The organism is Phascolarctobacterium succinatutens, from assembly GCF_023497905.1.
GTDB classification, from domain to species: domain Bacteria; phylum Bacillota; class Negativicutes; order Acidaminococcales; family Acidaminococcaceae; genus Phascolarctobacterium_A; species Phascolarctobacterium_A succinatutens.
The window spans coordinates 2,105,478-2,122,945 of the sequence record NZ_CP097284.1; the positions used below are offsets into that span (position 1 = coordinate 2,105,478).

The 17,468-nt window shown below is 47.5% G+C and carries 20 protein-coding genes and 1 tRNA gene; 15 read left to right on the forward strand and 6 right to left on the reverse strand.

Going from position 1 to position 17,468, the window contains the following annotated elements:
* The first annotated feature begins 1 nt into the window (after nucleotide 1).
* The 5 genes from M5E81_RS10100 to M5E81_RS10120 all read left to right on the forward strand — a co-directional run bounded on the left by M5E81_RS10100 (nucleotide 2) and on the right by M5E81_RS10120 (nucleotide 3,313).
* The gene (locus M5E81_RS10100; RefSeq protein ID WP_249747432.1) at nucleotides 2-277 is read left to right on the forward strand and encodes a hypothetical protein; all 276 of its coding nucleotides are present in this window, start codon (nucleotides 2-4) and stop codon (nucleotides 275-277) included.
* On the forward strand, nucleotides 274-909 hold the full coding sequence (locus M5E81_RS10105; RefSeq protein WP_249747433.1) for a flavodoxin: 636 nt from the start codon (nucleotides 274-276) through the stop codon (nucleotides 907-909). Before M5E81_RS10100 ends, M5E81_RS10105 begins: the two co-directional genes overlap by 4 nt.
* 20 nt (nucleotides 910-929) lie before the next feature.
* Entirely contained in the window at nucleotides 930-1,343 is a 414-nt protein-coding gene (locus tag M5E81_RS10110; protein ID WP_249747434.1) for a cupin domain-containing protein, read from the forward strand.
* 153 nt (nucleotides 1,344-1,496) lie between these two features.
* Nucleotides 1,497-2,258, forward strand: a complete 762-nt coding sequence (locus M5E81_RS10115) for a carboxymuconolactone decarboxylase family protein (RefSeq protein WP_249747435.1) — start codon at nucleotides 1,497-1,499, stop codon at nucleotides 2,256-2,258.
* A gap of 104 nt (nucleotides 2,259-2,362) precedes the next feature.
* Complete coding sequence (locus M5E81_RS10120; RefSeq protein ID WP_345740521.1) at nucleotides 2,363-3,313, forward strand: DUF362 domain-containing protein; 951 nt, start codon at nucleotides 2,363-2,365, stop codon at nucleotides 3,311-3,313.
* 49 nt (nucleotides 3,314-3,362) lie between these two features.
* On the opposite strand, the gene M5E81_RS10125 is transcribed toward M5E81_RS10120, so the two are convergent.
* A complete protein-coding gene (locus M5E81_RS10125; protein ID WP_249747437.1) occupies nucleotides 3,363-4,628 on the reverse strand; it encodes a purple acid phosphatase family protein in 1,266 nt (421 codons plus the stop codon).
* A 273-nt stretch (nucleotides 4,629-4,901) separates the two neighbouring features.
* On the opposite strand from M5E81_RS10125, the gene M5E81_RS10130 reads away from it, so the two are divergent.
* The 10 genes from M5E81_RS10130 (at nucleotide 4,902) to M5E81_RS10175 (ending at nucleotide 12,377) form a co-directional block, all read left to right on the forward strand.
* Nucleotides 4,902-5,084, forward strand: a complete 183-nt coding sequence (locus M5E81_RS10130) for a 4Fe-4S binding protein (protein ID WP_009146451.1) — start codon at nucleotides 4,902-4,904, stop codon at nucleotides 5,082-5,084.
* A gap of 18 nt (nucleotides 5,085-5,102) precedes the next feature.
* A complete protein-coding gene (locus tag M5E81_RS10135; protein WP_009146450.1) occupies nucleotides 5,103-6,242 on the forward strand; it encodes a 2-oxoacid:acceptor oxidoreductase subunit alpha in 1,140 nt (379 codons plus the stop codon).
* A 30-nt stretch (nucleotides 6,243-6,272) separates the two neighbouring features.
* The gene (locus tag M5E81_RS10140) at nucleotides 6,273-7,109 is read left to right on the forward strand and encodes a thiamine pyrophosphate-dependent enzyme (protein ID WP_366939758.1); all 837 of its coding nucleotides are present in this window, start codon (nucleotides 6,273-6,275) and stop codon (nucleotides 7,107-7,109) included.
* Nucleotides 7,110-7,111: 2 nt separating this feature from the next.
* A complete protein-coding gene (locus M5E81_RS10145) occupies nucleotides 7,112-7,642 on the forward strand; it encodes a 2-oxoacid:acceptor oxidoreductase family protein (RefSeq protein WP_021720380.1) in 531 nt (176 codons plus the stop codon).
* Between the two features lie 169 nt (nucleotides 7,643-7,811).
* Nucleotides 7,812-8,714: an HlyD family secretion protein gene (locus tag M5E81_RS10150; RefSeq protein ID WP_249747439.1), complete on the forward strand. Its 903-nt coding sequence runs from the start codon at nucleotides 7,812-7,814 to the stop codon at nucleotides 8,712-8,714.
* Between the two features lie 44 nt (nucleotides 8,715-8,758).
* A complete protein-coding gene (locus tag M5E81_RS10155) occupies nucleotides 8,759-9,514 on the forward strand; it encodes a tRNA threonylcarbamoyladenosine dehydratase (RefSeq protein WP_249747440.1) in 756 nt (251 codons plus the stop codon).
* A gap of 449 nt (nucleotides 9,515-9,963) precedes the next feature.
* Complete coding sequence (locus M5E81_RS10160; RefSeq protein WP_050787089.1) at nucleotides 9,964-11,385, forward strand: ISLre2 family transposase; 1,422 nt, start codon at nucleotides 9,964-9,966, stop codon at nucleotides 11,383-11,385.
* Between the two features lie 174 nt (nucleotides 11,386-11,559).
* Nucleotides 11,560-11,634 (forward strand) — tRNA-Gly (locus tag M5E81_RS10165).
* Nucleotides 11,635-11,929: 295 nt separating this feature from the next.
* Complete coding sequence (locus M5E81_RS10170; protein WP_249747441.1) at nucleotides 11,930-12,145, forward strand: hypothetical protein; 216 nt, start codon at nucleotides 11,930-11,932, stop codon at nucleotides 12,143-12,145.
* Nucleotides 12,146-12,173: 28 nt separating this feature from the next.
* Nucleotides 12,174-12,377, forward strand: coding sequence for a DUF3791 domain-containing protein (locus M5E81_RS10175; protein WP_009146443.1), 204 nt, complete (start codon nucleotides 12,174-12,176; stop codon nucleotides 12,375-12,377).
* An 87-nt stretch (nucleotides 12,378-12,464) separates the two neighbouring features.
* On the opposite strand, the gene M5E81_RS10180 is transcribed toward M5E81_RS10175, so the two are convergent.
* The 5 genes from M5E81_RS10180 to M5E81_RS10200 form a co-directional block, all read right to left on the reverse strand.
* Nucleotides 12,465-13,802 (reverse strand): DUF445 domain-containing protein, encoded by a 1,338-nt coding sequence (locus tag M5E81_RS10180; RefSeq protein WP_249747442.1) that lies wholly within the window; start codon nucleotides 13,800-13,802, stop codon nucleotides 12,465-12,467.
* 1 nt (nucleotide 13,803) lies between these two features.
* Nucleotides 13,804-15,009 carry a DUF445 domain-containing protein gene (locus M5E81_RS10185; RefSeq protein ID WP_249747443.1) on the reverse strand — a complete coding sequence of 402 codons (1,206 nt, stop codon included), beginning with the start codon at nucleotides 15,007-15,009 and terminating at the stop codon, nucleotides 13,804-13,806.
* A gap of 197 nt (nucleotides 15,010-15,206) precedes the next feature.
* The gene (locus M5E81_RS10190; protein WP_009146440.1) at nucleotides 15,207-15,500 is read right to left on the reverse strand and encodes a helix-turn-helix domain-containing protein; all 294 of its coding nucleotides are present in this window, start codon (nucleotides 15,498-15,500) and stop codon (nucleotides 15,207-15,209) included.
* Nucleotides 15,501-15,740: 240 nt separating this feature from the next.
* A complete protein-coding gene (locus tag M5E81_RS10195; protein WP_009146439.1) occupies nucleotides 15,741-16,535 on the reverse strand; it encodes an ABC transporter ATP-binding protein in 795 nt (264 codons plus the stop codon).
* Nucleotides 16,536-17,417, reverse strand: a complete 882-nt coding sequence (locus M5E81_RS10200; RefSeq protein WP_040565482.1) for an ABC transporter permease subunit — start codon at nucleotides 17,415-17,417, stop codon at nucleotides 16,536-16,538.
* Between the last annotated feature and the right edge of the window lie 51 nt (nucleotides 17,418-17,468).

A 17,468-nucleotide genomic window follows, 5' to 3' on the forward strand; every position in this document is an offset into this window, starting at 1 on the left:
GATGAGCACAACTGATAAAGCACTTCATGACAACAAATTATCTCAGCTCGCTCTCGGCGGCGGTGCTGCTGCCAGCATCCTCCTGCCCCAGGCTGTTACGAAGGCTATGCCACAGCTTTTCGCCGGCATTGCGCCCGTCACGGCACAGACGCTGCCCTATTGCACAGGCGTGTGCGGCAGCTGCGGTGGAAGCTGCGTGGGGAGCGTGGGCGTTATGGCTTTTCTTGCTATCTTAGCTAAATATAAACATCAATCATACAAGGAGGATTCAATATGAACAGACGCGACTTTTTAAAACTCGCAGGCGTTAGCCTTCTGAGCCTTGCAGCATTAACTATGGGCTGCGGTTCGTTCAACGCTGCTAAAGCAGACGCACCTGCGCCTAAAGTAAAACAATCCACTAGTGAAGGAGCATCACAAAACATGAATAATGGTAAAAAAATCTTAGTAGCCTATTTTTCCTGGAGCGGCAACACCAAAGCTGTTGCTGAAGAAATCCATAAACAGATCGGCGGCGACATCGTAGAAATCGTGCCCGCAACTCCGTACTCCGAAACCTATAGCGTCACCGTCGCCAAAGCCAAAGCAGAACAGGCAGCCAACGCCCGTCCTGCCATCAGCACAAAAATTGCTGATTTCGACAAATACGACGTTGTTTTCCTTGGTTATCCCAACTGGTGGGGCAGCTTCCCCATGCCTGTTGCCGCCTTCGTAGAAACCTATAAATTGGACGGCAAAACCGTTGCTCCCTTCTTCACCCACGGCGGCGGTGGCGAACAGCGCTGCCTAAGCGATTTGCAGAAGCTGACACCTAATGCCAAATTCACCCAAGATCTTGTTCTCTCCGGCAGCAGCTCCAAGAACGCCCAAGGTCAAATCAAAAGCTGGCTTGACAGCTTGCAATTCTAATTTTTAAAGGAGCGATAACAATGACAGAAGAAAAATTTTTCACCATATTCCCAACAGGCCCTAAAAACGATGCTTATGCAAAATATTTCGTAGGCCAAAGCTATCTTAACATGCTTTCTCTCGACCAGGTTGTCATCGGCAACGTAACTTTCGAGCCAGGCTGCCGCAACAATTGGCACATCCACCACGCCGATAAAGGCGGCGGGCAGATTCTGCTTGTCACCGGCGGTCGTGGCTACTACCAGGAATGGGGCAAGCCTGCCCGTGAGCTGCATGCCGGTGATGTAGTCAAAATCCCCGCCGGAGTTAAGCATTGGCACGGTGCCGCCCCCACCAGCTGGTTTGCGCACCTCGCCATCGAGGTTCCGGGCGAAAACACCAAAAGCGAATGGTGCGAGCCTGTGGATGCAGAGGAATATAATAAGCTGAAATAAACCCGCTGTCACCTTCAGTGATATCTTCCCTTACAGACAGACAAGTCGCTCAACACTAATTTACTGAAATGAGAATCACCAATGAAAGACATCTCAAAAATTATACTCACTGCATTTCTTTCATGCACTTTACTTTTAGGAGGCACCACCGCTATGGCACAAACACGTGAAACAGCAGCAAATACTGCTGCTCAAAGCTTATTCACCAAAAATGATCCTACTGATATTAAAAACGAACCGGAGCTTTCCGCTATCAGCAAAAAGTTTATCTATCACGATATCAATAAGCAGATTAAGCTCAGTACCGCCAAACAGGAGCTGCTGACGCTCGTTGTTCTCACTGCCAACAACACACCGGAGGATATTCCTGCCCACGTCGAAGGCGCTCTCAGAGCAGGTGCAACGCCGGAGCAGGTACACGAAAGCATTTTCCATTGCACGCCATACGTTGGTCTGCCAAAGGTAAAAACAGCACTGGAACGCTTTGACCAGGTTATGGAAATGCTCAAAATCAAGCCCTGCGCTCCTGCCGGAACAACTACCGATCAAACACGCCACGAAGCAGGCCTCGCCGTACAGCGCGCCATCTTCGGCGCAGAGAACATTGATAAGATGAACGCGAGTGCCCCTGCTGACCAAAAGCATATTAATGATTACCTCAGTGCCAACTGCTTTGGCGACTACTACACACGCAAAGTGCTCGACGTCAAAGAGCGTGAACTGATCACATTTACAGCAATCGTTACTCTCGGCGGATGCGAACCACAGGCCAAGGCACACGCCGCTGCCAATATCTCCGTCGGCAACTCCCGTCAGGATTTGCTGGATGCGCTCACCATTGCCCTGCCCTACATCGGCTATCCGCGCACCTTAAACGGACTTAGCTGTGTAAACGCTATCGCGCCAAGCAAGTAAGCTGCCAAAAATTTATATTACCATTAACACAAACTTCCATTTTCCTCTTGACTTAGAGTATACTTCAGGTATTAAAATATAAGTAACCAAATTATAGGAGGTAGTTGAAATTGACACAAGAATTTGCACAAGCCCCTGTAGTAGGCTGCAAAAGAGTTGCCAAAACCGATAACGCAGGCTCTCATGCCAAAGTATATTTCACCAAGCACATTGATGCCGAGCATCTCATCAAATTATACGATTTAATCAACGAAAGCATTTACGGCAAGATTGCCATCAAACTGCACACCGGCGAAAAGCACGGCCCCAACATTCTGCCGCGCGAGCTGGTGAAAGCGCTGCAGCAGCAAATCCCTGACAGCACCATCGTAGAAACTAACACTCTTTATCAGGGCGACCGCTATACCACCGAAGAACATCTCGACACCTTAAAGGTTAACGGCTGGACCTTCTGCCCTGTCGACATCATGGATGCAGAGGGCACCGTTAATCTGCCTGTACGCCACGGTAAGCATTTCAAAGAGGTTTCCATGGGCAAAAACATCGTCAACTACGATTCCATGCTCGTTTTAACGCACTTCAAGGGCCACGCTATGGGAGGCTTCGGCGGCTCCATGAAAAACCTTGCTATCGGCTGCGCTGACGGACGCATCGGCAAAGCACAGGTTCACGGCGTAGATAAGGATAACCTGCCTGCAGACTGGAACGTATGGCCCGGCAAGGAGCTGCTCATGGAAAACATGGCTGAATCTGCCAAGGCTACCATTGATTTCTTCGGCAAGCACATCGTTTACATCAATGTCCTACGCCGCATGTCCGTTGACTGCGACTGCGCCGGCTTAAGCGCAGAAGAGCCGACTATTCCTGATATCGGCATTCTCGCTTCTACCGACATTCTGGCTATCGACCAGGCTTCCGTCGATCTGGTATATGCCAAGGAAAGCAACCATGACCTCGTTGAGCGCATGGAAAGCCGTCACGGCCTGCACCAGCTCACCGCTATGCACGAGCTGAAAATGGGCAATGACAAATATGAACTGATTGAGCTTGATTAACCGTAATTAAAAAGGCTGTCGCACTACGATGATGCGACAGCCTTTTTGCTTATTTGGTTAATTTAACTTCGTCAAACTGCTTGCCATCCGGCAGGAAGGCTTTAAACTCCAAGGTTTTCTCATCGGCTTTCATTGTCATATAGTTGGCAGTTTCCGGTTTCGGCGCTGTTGCCGCATCCCACTCAAAATCGCCCCACAGCTTAGGATAGCGCACACTGCCGGCCACACCTGTCAGAATATAGGTAATACCGCTTCCCTGCGGTGCAGGCGCAAAGTTCTGCAGCGGCACACGGCGGCGATATGTATGCAAATGCGCCGTCAGTACTGCGTCAACCTTGTATTTTTCAAACACCGGCATCAGCCGATAGCTGAAATCAAGAAACTGCGTCTTGCTCTGCGCTCTGCCAGACTCCGGCCCGAAGCCGTAGAGAAAGATATCGCGGTGCATCAGAACAACCTTCCACTGCGCCTTGCTCGCCGCCAAATCCTTTTCCAGCCAAGACAGCTCGTCTGCCAGCAAATCAGGCTGAAAATTTTCCATCTCCGGAAAGTTGGTATCCAACACTACAAAATGCACCGGACCGTAATCAAAGCTGTAAAACTGATTCGGATATTTTGCCAGACCGTTTTGCGGCACATTGAACAAATGCGTATAGCTTGCAGGCAAGTATTCCTTCCACTCCATGTTGTACGCCTCATGGTTGCCGATTACAGGTGCCAGCGGCACAGCATCACTGAACACGCTCACGCTGTTGAACCAGGCGCGCCATTGGCTTGCATCCTGTCCGTTGTCCACCAAATCTCCCATATTCACGTAAAACGCACTCTGCGGATGGCGCTTGTACGCTTCACGCGCCAGCTGCTGCCAGCCACTGTAATCAGCGCTTTGCGAATCCGGGAAAATTAAAGCAGTAAAGCCTGCGCCCTTTTCCGTCTGCAGCTTGTGCCAACGTCCTTTATTCTGCGCTGTGTTGATGCGATATTCATAAGCACTGCCCGGCACCAGGCCGCTAAGACGTGCAGTATATTGAATAATACTGTTTTTATCCGTAAAGCTGCTGTCTGTTGCCTGCACTGCCTGTATGTCCTTGTCGTCCTGCAAGCGATACTCCAGTGTATAAGGCTGCTTCACCTTCGCTTCCCACATAATTGTGCGCCCTGTTTTGTTATCTGCAGCGACAAGCTGACGCGGATTGGTAATGGCAACGGCGGTATCACTGCCCTGCACTTCGCTGTCAGCATTTTTAGCACAACCGTTTAAGGCCATTACTGCCAGGCACAATATAAAAAGTAAAAGCTTAATTATCTTGCTCATGCTCTGCTTCCTTTCATGTTGCTTTATTTAAGTATAGCATAACACCTGGAGTACGGTCGAAGTCAAGATTTGTTTGTACATTTTGACTTAAAGTTACAATAATACTATCTTTTTCACTTTACAAAACATTATAGAATTTATTCATGATGTAGTAAAAGATAATTTGTAAAAAGCTTTCAAAAACACTTTCATAAAATGCTATTTTTGATATAATATAAGGTGAAGCTATCGCATGCTGTTATTTTAAACAAGGTATCATAAGGAGGAGACCATATGAGCTTAAAAATAATTACTAAGCGTTGCAAAGGCTGTGGTATTTGTGCGGCCTTCTGCCCGAAAAAAGTTCTGGCAGTCAGCGAAGTCGGCAAAGTCGAAGCCGTTGCTGAAGAAAATTGCATCAAATGCGGACAATGCGAAATGCGTTGCCCCGACTATGCTATCTTTGTAGATAAATAAAAAGGAGTGAGGTAACCCATGTCAAGAATCCTGCTGTTACAAGGTAACCAAGCGGTTGTTGAGGGTGCGATTGCCGCCGGTGTAAAATTTTACGGCGGTTATCCGATCACCCCTTCTACCGAAATTGCTGAACAATTAGCTCTGCGTCTGCCGCAGGTTGGCGGTAAATTTATGCAGACTGAAGACGAAATCGCCGGTCTCGGCACTGTTATCGGTGCATCCATGGCCGGTAAAAAGGCTATGACCGCAACTAGCGGCCCGGGCTTCTCCCTGAAACAGGAAATGCTCGGCCTCGCCTGCAGCGCCGAAATCCCCTGCGTTATCGTTAACGTACAACGTGTAGGCCCTGCTACCGGCCAACCGACCTCCCCCGCTCAGGGCGAGGTTATGCAAACCCGCTGGGGCACCCACGGCGACCACTGGTTGATTACCGTTTCTCCGTCCAGTGTTCCCGAATGCTTTGACCTGACTTTGCGTGCAGTAGCATTGAGCGAAAAATATCGTTGCCCGGTTATTCTCCTGATGGACGAGGTTATCGGCCATATGCGCGAGAAAATCGAGCTTCCCGACAACTATGATGAAATTCCGCAGGCAGAACGCAAGCGCCCGACCTGCGCACCCGAAGATTATCTGGCTTACGGCTGCGAGGAAGGCTCCAAGGTTCCTGCTATAGCAGACTTCGGCAGCGGTTACCGCTGGCACGTATCCGGTCTGGTACACGACGAAACCGGTTTCCCGAAGGGCACCGGTGAAGCAACCCGCACCTCTCAGGACCGTCTGCGCACTAAATTAGAAGATAACTTAGACGACATCGTACAAGTAGAAAACTATCGTATGGAAGATGCCGAATTTGCTGTTGTAGCCTTCGGCGGTGCTGCCCGCACTGCTTATGAAGCAGTTGATATGGCACGCAAGGAAGGCCTGAAGGTTGGCTTCGTCCGCCCGATTACTATCTGGCCGTTTGCCGAAAAGCAAATGCAGGAGCTGGCAGGCAAGGTTAAAGGCATCCTCGTACACGAGCTGAACTGCGGCCAGTACGTTCTGGAAGTTGAACGTGCGGTAGCAGGCAAGGTTCCTGTAAGCCTGTACGCTAAATACGATAACGAATCTGCTACTCCGGCCGAACTGTTAGCTGAAATCAAAAAGGCTATGGCCTAACGGATGAGAGGAGAAAAAACGATGAGTGAAATGGAAAATTTAATCAATAAATATTTCCGCCCGGGCCGTCTGCCTCACATCTGGTGCCCCGGCTGCGGCAACGGCGTTATCACCGGCGCCATTGTAAAAGCAATTGATAAGCAAGGTCTGGCAAAAGACGACGTTGCAGTAATCAGCGGCATCGGCTGCTCCAGCCGTTCCTCCGGTTATCTGGACTTCAACACCGCCAATACTCTGCACGGCCGTGCTCTGCCGATTGCTACCGGTGTAAAAATGGCTAACCCTGCACTGAACGTTATCGTTTGCAGCGGTGACGGCGACTGCACCGCTATCGGCGGCAACCACTTGATTCATGCAGCACGCCGCAATATTGATTTGACTCTGGTTGTTTTCAACAACAGCATTTACGGCATGACCGGCGGTCAATATTCTCCGATGACCCCGATTCATTCCAAAGCAACCACCGCTCCGTACTACACTGTTGAACCGAGCTTCAATCTGCTCGATCTGGCAAAAGCTGCCGGTGCAACCTATGTAGCACGCGCAACCACCTACCATGTTCCCGTACTGGTCGATGTTATCGCTAAAGGCATTGCTCACAAAGGCTTCTCTATCATCGAAGCTGTCAGCGCTTGCCCGATTTCCTTCGGCCGTCAGAACAAGATGGGCGGACCTGCTCAGATGATGGCTTGGCAGCGTGACCATGGCGTTATGAAGGCTGTTTGGGACCGCATGGATGAAGATAAAAAGGCAGAAGCAATCGCTGCCGGCAAATTCCCCATCGGCGTTCTCTACGAAAACAACGACGTTATGGAATACACCAAGGCATATGACCAAATTATTCAACGTGCACAGGAGGGTAAATAATTATGAGACATAGCTTTCGTTTCTCCGGTACCGGTGGTCAGGGCCTGATCACTGCTGGTATTATTTTAGCCGAAGCTGCCCTCTTAGACGACAAGCTGGCTGTACAATCCCAATCCTACGGCCCGGAAGCCCGCGGCGGCTCCTCCAAGGCCGAAGCTATCATCAGTGATGAGCCTATTTATTTCAGCCGTGTTATCTGCCCAGATACTCTGCTGGTAATGAGCCAGGAGGCTGCCAACAAATTCATTGCCGACTGCGATGAGCATACCACCGTTATCACCGATACTCTTTTCGTAACTGATGTTCCCGGCAAGTACGGCAAACGCGTTGACCTGCCTATCACCCATACTGCCAACACTGTTTGCGGCAAGACACTGTTTGCGAACATCGTTGCTCTGGGCGCAGTAGTTGCACTCACCAAATGCGTTTCCAAAGAAGCAATTCTCAAGGCTGTACTGAACCGTGTTCCGAAAGGAACCGAAGAAGCTAATACCAAGGCTCTCGAAGCTGGTATGGCACTGATTGAGAAATAAAATCTGACCTATACAATTAAAGCTGTTGCTTTCGGCATTCACGCCGGAGGCAGCAGCTTTTTAATTTTTAGCTAGCTAATTATGCAAAATGTCATGCAAATGCCACAAACTTACGCTATAATATACAAGTACAATAGGCTTTTAACTTCAAGGAAACGAGGAATCTACTATGAAGATATTAAAAATATTATGTTGTATGGCAGCCGTCTGCCTCACAGCCTTCAGCCTGAGCGGTTGCAGTCTGCAAAAGGCTGATAACAGTCTTGGCAGAGGCACAATCAGCATCCCCACCTATGCAGTCAAGGCTCCGACAGCAGGCAAGCTCATAGGTCTTATCAGTGAAAAGGGCGAGCGCATCAGCAAGGGCCAGCCGCTTTTTGCTATCGGTGACGCAAAGCTGGATAAGCAGGTTAAGGACCTGGCAACCCAGGTTGCCAAGGCCGAAGCAGATTTAAAACGTATGCAGCAGGGCACGCCAACGGCAGCACCGGTTGCTGACACCTCTCTGGCGCAGGCCAACGTAGCAGCGGCACAACAAAAAGCCGCTAAGATGAACAGTTTGCTGGCGCAGGGCGCAGTTTCACGCAATCAGGCACAGGCTGCCCAGGACGAGCTGCAGCGCGCTATCGCACAGCTGCAGGCAGCAAGCAGCGTAAGCGTCAGCTTCAAGCCAGCTTCTCCGGCAGAAATCGATGCACAGCAAAAGCTCATTGTACAGCTCAAGGCACAGCAGGCCGCTGCAAAAGCACAGCAGGAAAAAAATGAAGGCAACAGCCCCTGCACCGGCATCATTACCGATTTGCAGGCCGCTAATAATGCTACCGTACAAAAGGATCAGGTAATCCTGCACATCAAAGCTGTCGACAGCTGCAGTATAACGCTGAATGTCAGCGCAGCCCAGACCAAGAAGCTTAAGGCAGGCATGCCGGTAAACATTAAGGCTGCCGAAACACCTGCACCCTTCAGCGGTAAGATAAGCAGCATTGACGGCACTAAAATCACTGTTACTTCAGACCAGAAGCCAGAAGATCTTAAGGACGGTGTAAAGGTAGAAATCAGCTTAGCAGCTTAAGCTTCCGATATCCAAACCAATAAATACCACGCAAGGAGATTCATATGCTTAACCAATTTTCACGTACAGAGCTGCTCTTCGGCAGCGAAGCAATTACGCGTCTGCAGAATGCCCATGTCGCTGTTTTCGGTATCGGCGGTGTAGGCGGTTATACAGTTGAAGCACTCGCCCGCAGCGGTGTCGGCAGCTTTGACCTCATTGATAACGATACCGTTGCTCTCACCAATCTCAACCGTCAGATTATCGCTACCCTTGATACTGTCGGCCAGCCTAAGGTTGAAGTCATGGCCAAACGTATTGCGAGCATCAACCCCGATGCCAACGTAAATTGCCGCCAATGCTTCTTTTTGCCGGCAAATCAGCATGAATTTGATTTCTCACAATATGATTACGTTGTCGATGCCGTAGATACAGTGGCAGCCAAAATTGCTATTGTACTTGCAGCCAAGGCAGCAGGCGTACCGGTTATCAGCAGCATGGGAGCAGGCAACAAGGTTAATCCTGCCATGTTCGAGGTAGCAGATATCTATAAAACCAAGGTTGACCCCTTAGCGCGTGTTATGCGCCAGGCTATGAAGAAAAACAACATTAAAAAACTAAAGGTTGTTTATTCGCAGGAGCTGCCGCTTTTACCTATAAACGAGGAAATAGAAAGCGAATGTCACGCCGAAACATCCAAACGCCGTGCGCTGCCCGGCAGCAATGCCTTCACACCTTCGGTAGCAGGACTGATTATTGCCTCCGAAGTCATCAAGGACCTGGTAGGCTGGGATGACAGCCACCGCAAGGGATTAGCTTAACAAAAACAGAATTACAAGCAAAATAAAAACGCCTCTGCCCACAGCTCAAAGCGTGGTCAGAGGCGTTCCCTCATTACAATTATTCAAAAATGCACATAACAGTCAGGACGCCTAAGAAAACTAAGCTAACACCAGCGGCACTAAACATAGTAACTCACCTCCATGCATTCGCACTTTTTATTTTTTTATTTGCTGCTGTATTTTTACAGCCTGTGGGTTTTTTCCCTCATCTGCTATCTATTATAGCACTTTTTTGTATTTTGTATACAGTATTCTCGAAAAAATTTTAAAGTTTTTCTGACAACTACAATTGCTCGTCGCAAAGCCCTCAGCACTGGCTAGCGTAAAGTTTTTGTAGGAAAAACGGGAAATAAAAATAAAAGAGAACACCAAATTGTGTTATGATTAAGTGACCAAACAAAAACAAATACACAATGGAGGTGTTCTCTTTGCATACTAGTATACAACGTTTTGTCGCATTTGGCACTTATAATTTGCAAAAAGCTATTGAAAAATTTATTTCCCATCCGGAAGACATAGCTAGCTTTGTTAACGATGTTCAACAAGAAGTTCTGAAGTTTGGTCTGGATATTATTTCTGAGACGTTGGAGGATTGCAACCAATTCCTCGTAGAAAGTGAAGCAAGAAAGCAGAAATGGCATGTAGTTCGTACTGACTTGAAGCAGCTACTTACTTCCATGGGACCAATTATATTTCATAAAACTCTATTTAAACATAAGGCAACTGGCAAGAGCGAGTATCTTTTAGATAAATATCTAAAGATAGAGAGCCATGAACGTATTAGTGAGGACGCCAAGGCATGTATCCTTAAAGAAGCTTCTCAGACCTCTTACCGGAAAGCAGGTGAAAACGCCAGCATTCTGGATATGGTGAGCAAACAGGCCGTTATGGACATAGTCCATGAGTTGCATTTCCCCAAAGAGAAATATAGCGGGGAGAAAAAGGTAGTAAAATACCTTTATGTAGATGCTGACGAGGACCATATTGCATTACAGAAGGCAGGAGAATTGCATTCTACAATTACCAAAATGGTATATGTCTACGAAGGCATAGAGTCTGAATATCCTGGAAGCAAACGCAGGAGATTAGTAAATCCACACTACTTCTGTGGCCTATATTCAGGCAAGGAGAATAAAAGGTTATGGGTACAAGTATATAGATATATTGAACAACATTATGATTTAGATAAGATAAAAAGAATTTATATAAATGCGGATGGAGGTATGTGGATAAAAACAGCCTTGTCACACCTAGATAAGTCTAAATATGTTTTGGATGGTTTTCATCTTAACCAAACCCTGTTTAGGATGACAGCATGCCTTAAAGGAGCAGCAGGAGACGCAAGAAGTAGAATTTGTTCTCTGATTGCAGCAGGAAAACCAAAAGAATTGCAGAAATTAGTAAAGAAAATAGCAGAAGGAACGGATACCAAAGCGGATGAGAAGAGGCTATTGGATGGTCTAGATTATCTTCTGAATAATTTCAAAGCTGCCCAAGCTAGATTAAGTAGGGCCAAAGGACTGGTGGCATGCAGCGCAGAAGGGCATGTGAGCCATGTATTGAGCGCTAGAATGAGTAGTAGGCCAATGGCGTGGAGTTTGGTAGGTGCTGATGCAATGGCAAGGCTCAGAGCATACAGCTTGAACGGCGGAAAGATGATAGATCTTGTTAGATTCCAAAAGAAGCCTATTGAAATCGAAGAAGATGAGATTTGCTTTACACCACAACAAATGATTGCTTTTGAAAACAAAGCTCGCAGACCCTATGGTAAATATTTTGATGGAATTCAGTGTGGAGTAAGCTCCCAGACCATTAAAAAGATGTGGTTCCAACACCAAGTTAGACTTTGAGAATGCTTGGCGGCCCTTGAATGGTATGCCAAGCTCGAATAACTTAATTAGTAAGACAAAATTGGTGGAGTCTGTCCTTTTGATTCCTACAGTAAACTGACGCGGCCTCAGCACTGCCTCATACTTGCAACTTTACCTGTTATAGTATATAATAGAGTTATAGTATTTTTATCTGCGGGTATAGTTCAGCGGTAGAACATCAGCTTCCCAAGCTGAGTGTCGCGAGTTCGATTCTCGTTACCCGCTCCATTTATGCTTATCAGCTTCAAGCCTTTGGCTTGGAGCTTTTTTATTTACCGAAAAAATTATTACAAATTATTTTTTCTGCCAGCATACTTATAAATTGTACTTTATTGACAGTTTTTAGAATTCTTTTTTATAATAAGTTAAAGAAATATCTGTTTAACTGTATATATATTATAAATGATAATTGATTGGACTATCATTTATGTGTATCAGATGTTCTCTTATCAATCTTCATAAACCGGTAACCACTACCAAAACATATAGTTTTCTCTTAACTAACTTATGAGGAGGCATGACCATGGAAAGTAAAGATTTCAGTATTTTTCTCACGCAGCTCGTACCACAGATACTAGAACGGCTTATGCAGGACGAAACGATGTCAGCACATCAACTGATTCATAAATTTTACCAATCATGCTTCTATGCACAGCTTGCTGACCAATCATCCGGACTTTGGCAATATAGTCCTCTGATTTTGGCACAAATGTACCGAGAAGCTGAAAAAAACAGATGAGTTTACCTATCCGGAGGAGATGACTTAAATGAATAAAGAAGCTATTTTAATTATCGGATGCATGGAACGCTACCGCTTTTACAAACAGCTTTCCGGACATGAGGTTGCAGAACTTTTTGCACATTACAAGTTGTACGAATATATAACCTATTTTTACGAAACTATCAGCAGCATGGGGACACACTGCATTATCCGTGACCTTGACAATTACATTAACATTCACACCGGATAAAATTACCTTGCAAAGCCACCCTGCACCAGTGCTGCCGCTTAGAAGTACACAAAAAGAGGCTGCCGGCTGACCGGCAGCCTCTTTTTCTTACCAGGCACATTTCAGCAGATAGAAAATTGCTCCCAAAAAGGCACCCATAACCGTACCGTTAAGGCGAATACGTTGCATATCGGTATTAACCTTACTGCGCACCATCTCCGTCAAACGTTCATCAACCATTGCCTGCAAAATGCGCTCCACGATATCTCCCAGCATCGTCTGAGCCTGCAGCAGTCCCAAGCCAAGTATATGCTGCAGATACGCCTCTGCCTTGGCCTTAAACTGTGCGTCGGAACGTAAATCCGTTTCAATAGTTTCCAAAGCCTCTTGCACAGCCTGCAGCAGAATCGTCGGCTGCATTACCGCACCGCCTTCCTGCGCCAGCGGACGGCACAAAGCTTTAATCATATTATCCAAAAGCTGCTTCAAGGCAAACTGCAGAGAAATATCATGCAAAGCACGATTCTGCAGTGACTGCACCAGCTCATGCCACGCTTGCGTACCGTAAACACTGCCTGCAACACGCTGCAGCTGCGCATACAGCCAGGAGCGCCACTGCTCATCATCCTGCAGACGGTGAGCAGTTCCCACTAAGGCACGGCAAATGGCATCTGTTGCATCATCAACATTAACAACATCCAGCTTTTTGGCAGCCCACAGCTTCAGGCTGCTCCACAAGCCTTCGCTGCCACACTTTTCCACCTGCTTTTGCAGCTCTCGGCGAACACGCTCTCTGATAGCAGAAGATTCCGCCAGGGTAACCAGCTGCTGCTGCAGCCATTCGTAGCATTGCTCATCCCTACGCTGTGCAGCTAAGGCTTTAAACAGCTTATCAAGCTGTTCGTTGGCTTCTACGTCAGCCAAGGCTGTTTTTATTTTACCCTCAAGCTGCCTGCTTAAAGCCTGCGTATCGAGCTTATGCAGAACGCCTTCGGCAAAATTGGTCAGCAACCCCTGCAAACGCGCCTTGTTCTCCGGCTTTTCCAGATAAGCTATAAATTTATCCAGAATTACCAGCTGCTTTTTTTGCAGCAGCAAGGCCTTTTTCGTCAAAAACTCCTGCTGTACCATTTGACCGCAGCCACGCACAAAACCCTCTCTGCTACGCGGCAAAATCGCCGTATGCTTGGCAATAAACGGCAGCAGACGGCATATCCAGGGCACCTTAAACACAGCAGTCACGGCAAACCAATCCGCAAAGCTGCCAATCAGCGCCGCTTCCGCCATATAGTAACCCAAAATCAGCCAATCCCACTTAAGCTCGCCGAAGTGCCCCATGTACAGCCCAGCATAATGCAGCCTGAGATATAAGAAAAGCAGATAGATTGCACCGGAAGCAATAAAAGCACTGTCTGCATATGTCCAATGTTTTTTCAGGCTATTCATCCTACCCCACCAGCCTTTCTCCCATCGTCGCAATAATAAACAGCACCGCTCCCATCAAGCCGCCGATGCAGGTGCCGCTCTTGCGGATATTTTGCAAATCATCGCCCACGCGCTGCTCCATTTTCGCAATCAATACATCCCTGTCATAGCTATGCAGCTTAGCCAAAACCAAATCATATACCGTATCATGCTGCATTGACAAGGCCTGCAGCAGCAGCTCCTTCAACGCACCGTCCAGCCTGCTCTGCTCCGTATCGCTGTCAGCCAGCAGCTGCAGCCTCTTTTGCAGCAAAGTCAATAAAATATCTACGTCCTGCGTTTGCAGCAGCTCTTTAAAAGCCAGTGCCTTCGCTGTTACCAACTGTGACAGCTTGCTGTTGAGCCAGTCCGCAAAAGCAATATCATGACGATAATCCTCCATGCGCGCCAACAGCCAATTATCAAGCTGTCGCCGCAGCTCACTTGCAGGATCTGCCAATGCGTCCAAAGCTTTTTCCAGCTCCTGCACAAAAAGCGGCACCAGCTTTGCTGCCTGCCCGCTCACAAACAAATTACGCAACAGACTGTCCTTGTTATATTCTTCCTCCGCCATCTGCGCCAAGCCTTCCAGCAAAGCGGTAAATTCCGGCTTATGCAGAATCTGCTTGGCCTCCTGCGTCAGCAGCTGCCAAATACCGTTAAAGCTGCCGTTGGCCACAGCCTTCTGCAGTGCGTCCACCAAAATCTCCGGAATACGCAGGCTGGCAATATACTTAGGCAGCTCCGAAAGCAAAAGCTGTTCTACCTGCCTTGTATTGAGCGAGCGCAGCGCATGCTGCGCCAACGGACGTACCGTCTGCCACAGGCGCTCCACATTCTGCTGCTGCGCAAAATGTACCAACAGCAGCTTGGCAAAATTTTCCCTGCCGACAGCCTGCATAACATTTTCCGCCGTCAGCAGGTCATTGCTCACGAAATCCGCCAAACCTGTTGTCAGGCGCTCATAATTATTGCGCAGTACATCGGTGCCGGGCGCATTGATACCGAGCGGACGCTTAAACAGTGCCGTCACACTCCACCAATCTGCCAAGCCGCCAATCGTCGCAGCCAATGCCGTATGATGTATAAAATCAGCCGCCAAACTGCCCTGCGCCCAAGGCCAGGCGCAGACAGCGGCAGCTGCTGCACCGGCCAGCAGGCAGTGCGCCTGTGTTTTTACTGTAGCCATAATTATTCTCCTATCAACAAACGCTTTATATATAAATTTTTTTCCTGCTATTTTTAATTATAGCACAAAGCAGATTACAGAGTAAGTAAAGCTATCCAACACCTTTAAACCACATAAAAAATAGCCGGTGCAAGGAACTCTCACTCACCTTGCACCGGCTATTTAAAATTCTCTCTCTCCTCGTAAAGCAGAAGTGCTTAACCTTTTTGTTTTAACAACTTTACAATTTGCAGAACTTCTTCCAAGCTGATATCTTTATCTTTGGCATCAGCCTGTTCATCTAAATCAACAAAGAAACTGCTCATGTTGCACTCTAATAAGCTATGCAGCTTAAGCAGATTGGGCAGAGTTACAGGAACACGGCCACACTCTATATTACACAGGTGTGTCTGGGAAATCCCCATCTCCTTTGCCAACCCTGTTTGTGTCAGATTTTTTGCGGTACGCAGCAAACGGATTCTGCGACCAATAAGTTTAATTTCCTCTTGCAATTTCCTAGCACCGCCTTTCGGTTTACTTGCAACAAATTTTTTTAAACTAATAAAGCACTTATTTAAAGTTTACCACGTTTTTCAGATTTCGCAAGAGTTTTTTCATATATTTTATTTACTTTCCTCTATATTTTAGTTATGAAGCTATTAAATTTCTAGTGAAATGCTAAAATTATTTTTTATGGTACTCTAGTTTACCTATCGTAAACTTATGTCTACCCCCCCAAGAATTTTAGGCTATCAGCCAAGCAGCAACCGGTCACTTGCCATCTCGGAGCCGCTTGCCTTTTCAAACATATCCAACAAATCGGCTATCTGCAAATGCTGCTTTTCTTCTCCCTTAACGTCGATAATTACTCTGCCGTTATGTAGCATAATCAGTCGGTTGCCGTAACGCAAAGCATCGCGCATATTATGGGTAATCATCAGCGTTGTCAGCTGATCACGGGTTACAATTTTTTCCGTAAGCGTCAACACCTTCGCCGCAGTTTTGGGGTCCAGCGCTGCCGTATGCTCGTCCAAAAGCAGCAGCTTCGGTTTTTTCAGCGTTGCCATCAGCAAGGTAAGTGCCTGACGCTGACCACCGCTCAAAAGACCGACCTTAGCAGTCATTCTGTCCTCCAGACCTAAATCAAGCTCCTTCAGCAGCTCATAAAAACGGTCATGCTGATCGCTGGAAAGACTCCAGCCCAAGCCGGGAGTTTCTCCGCGGCGGGCCGCCAGAGAAAGATTTTCTTCTATCATCATACCGGCAGCAGTACCAAGCATCGGATCCTGGAATACACGGCCGATATATTTGGCACGCTTATGCTCCGGCTCTTTGGTAATATCCTCACCGTCAATAATAATCTTGCCCTTATCTATCGGGAATACACCGGCAATCGCATTCAGCGTAGTAGATTTGCCGGCACCGTTACCACCGATAACTGTAGCAAAATCACCGGGCTCCAGATGCAGAGATAAATCCTGCAGAGCCTTCTTTTCATTGATAGTTCCCGGGAAAAATGTTTTGGAAACGTGTTCTACATGCAGCATTTAACGCACCGCCTTTCTGGCACCGAATTTACTTTTAATCAGCGGCATGGACAAAGCAATTGCCACCAGCACTGAGGTAAAGAGCTTCAGATCGTTTGGCGGCATACCCATAGCCAGTACAACTGCAATTACAATACGATAAACAATGGAGCCTAAAACTACGGAAATCAAGCAGTTTTTAAAGCTGCGTGTACCGAAAAGCACCTCGCCGATAATAACGGATGCCAGACCGATAACGATTGTACCGGTACCCATACCGACATCGGAAAAGCCGTTGGACTGTGCAACCAGAGCACCGGAAACAGCAACCAGAGCGTTACTGATGAGCAAGCCAAGGATAATCGTTACATCGGTATCTACGCCCTGAGCACGGATCATCTGCTGGTTGAAGCCGGTAGCACGAATAGCAGCGCCAATCTGCGTACCAAAGAACCAGTACATGAAGCAGCCCACCAGAACAGTTACAGCCAGACCAACAACAAGCGTCGTCTGCGCCATTGACAGGTCCATCATAGACTTGGCAATTTTAAAGGTAGTATCCACACCAAGCAGGGATAAGTTAGCCTTACCCATAATGCGCAGGTTAACGGAATACAAAGCAATCATTGTCAAAATGCCGGCCAACAGAGCAGGTATTTTCATTTTAGTATGCAAAATGCCGGTTATAATACCTGCCAGCATACCGGCAACGCAGGCACCCAAAAGTGCGGCCAGAGGACCGAAGCCTGCAACCATCATGGAAGCAGCTGTTGCCGCGCCCAGCGGAAAGCTGCCTTCTACCGTCAAATCAGCAATATCCAGCACTCGGAATGTTACATATACACCAAGAGCCATCAACGCCCACAGCAAGCCCTGTGCCACTGTAGGTATCAACAAACTAATCATTTCCCAATTCCTCCCAATCTTCTTAGCGAAAAAAGAGCCTGCTTTTTT